The organism is Streptomyces sp. WG5 (assembly GCF_049974565.1).
In the GTDB taxonomy this organism is placed as follows: domain Bacteria; phylum Actinomycetota; class Actinomycetes; order Streptomycetales; family Streptomycetaceae; genus Streptomyces.
In genome coordinates this window covers 1-1,916 of sequence record NZ_JBNGGC010000111.1, presented here as the reverse complement: position 1 = coordinate 1,916, position 1,916 = coordinate 1, and the positions used below count along the sequence as shown (strand labels likewise).

The 1,916-nt window shown below is 68.8% G+C and carries 1 pseudogene; it reads right to left on the bottom strand.

The features are described from left to right. A pseudogene (locus ACP4IX_RS36080) lies at window positions 1-1,896 on the bottom strand (SDR family NAD(P)-dependent oxidoreductase); the annotation flags it as partial. Window positions 1,897-1,916 lie beyond the last annotated feature (20 nt).

Below are 1,916 nucleotides of genomic sequence, written 5' to 3'. Positions count from 1 at the left end.
CAGCCGGGTCAGTCCCACCACGGCCTGGTCGGCGAGGAGTGCCTGGTCGAACAGCTCCAGTCCCTGCTCCACCGACAGCGGCGGCATCCCTGAGCTGGTCAGCCGTTGGAGGTCGATGTCCGACAGGTTTCCGGTCAGCCCGACCTCGGGGGTCCAGCTGCCCCATGCCATGGACACGCCGGGAAGGCCGTTCTGTCGACGGTGCTGTATGAGCGTGTCGGCGAAGACGTTGCCGGCTGCGTAGTTGCCCTGGCCCGGGCCGCCCAGCAGTCCGGCCAGGGAGGAGAAGACCACGAACAGCGACAGGTCCAGCTCCTGTGTCAGCTGGTGCAGGTGCCAGGTGGCGTCCACCTTCGGCGTCAGCACCCGGTCCATCCGCTCACCGGTCAGTGAGCCGATGGTTCCGTCGTCGAGGATGCCTGCGGTGTGGACGATGCCTGTCAGCGGGTGTTCTGCCGGCACCGCCGCCAGCACCGCCGCCAACGAGGCCCGGTCGGAGACGTCGCAGGCCACGACGGTGACCTCGGCGCCCAACTGTGACAGTTCGGCGACCAGTCCGGCCGCGCCCGGGGCCTGCTCGCCCCGGCGGCTGGCCAGCAGCAGATGCCGTACCCCGTGGGAGCGCACCAGGTGCCGGGCGGTCCAACTGCCCAGACCACCCGTGCCACCGGTGATCAGGACCGTGCCCCGGACATCCACCGTCTCGGGCATGGTCAGGACGAGCTTGCCGGTGTGCTTGGCCTGGCTCATCGACCGGAAGACCTCACGGGCCCGGCGCACGTCCGTACTGGCCACCGGCAACGGCCGCAACGCCCCGGCCGCGAACAGCTCCATCAGCTCGGCCAGCATCTCGCCGATCCGCTCCGGCCCGGCCTCGATCAGATCGAAGGCCTGGTAGCCCGAACCGGGATGGTCCGCTAGAACATCATGCGCCGAGCGGATATCGGTCTTGCCCATCTCGATGAACCGGCCGCGCCCGGCCAGCACCCGCAGTGAGGCATCCACGAACTCACCGGCCAGCGAGTTCAGTACCACGTCCACACCACGCCCCTGAGTGGCGGTGAGGAACCGCTGCTCGAAATCGAGCGAACGCGAGGACGCCATATGCGCGTCATCCAGCCCGAGCGAGCGCAGCACCTCCCACTTGCCCTCACTGGCAGTGGCGAACACCTCCACCCCGAAGTGCCGGGCCAGCTGGATCGCCGCCATACCCACACCACCGGCACCGGCATGCACCAGCAGCGACTCACCAGGCACGATCCCCGCCAGATCCACCAACCCGTAATAGGCGGTGAGAAACACGATCGGCACCGACGCAGCCTCAGCGAACGACCAGCCATCCGGCACCCGCACCACATACCGGTGGTCGGTGTCAGCGACCGGACCGAACGCCGCCGGCACAATCCCCAGAACCCGGTCCCCGACACGCAAGCCGTCCACCCCCGGACCGACTTCGGTGATGACACCAGCGGCCTCACTGCCCAACGGCCCCGCATCACCGGGATACATCCCCAACGCATTGAGCACATCACGGAAGTTCAGCCCCGCCGCACACACCTGAATCCGCACCTGACCGGCCGCAACAGGCTCAGCAAGCTCGGGGCAGGGAACAAACGACAGCCCTTCCAGCGTGCCCCGCCGCGTCGTCTCCAGCCGCCACAGCCCGCCAGCGGGCGGAACCAGGGCATCCCCACCGGAATGGCGGGCCAGGTTCAGGACGCGCACAGCCGTGCCACGTACCGCCATCTGCGCCTCGTCAGTGGCGACTGCCCTGGCCAGCGCAGTGAAGTCGAGAGCTCCATCCCTCTCGAGGTCCACCAAGGTGATCCGGTCGGGATTCTCCGACTGCGCGGACCGGACCAGACCCCACACCGCCGCCGCGGGCAAGTCGGTCACCGGGTCGTCCCAGCCGGTGG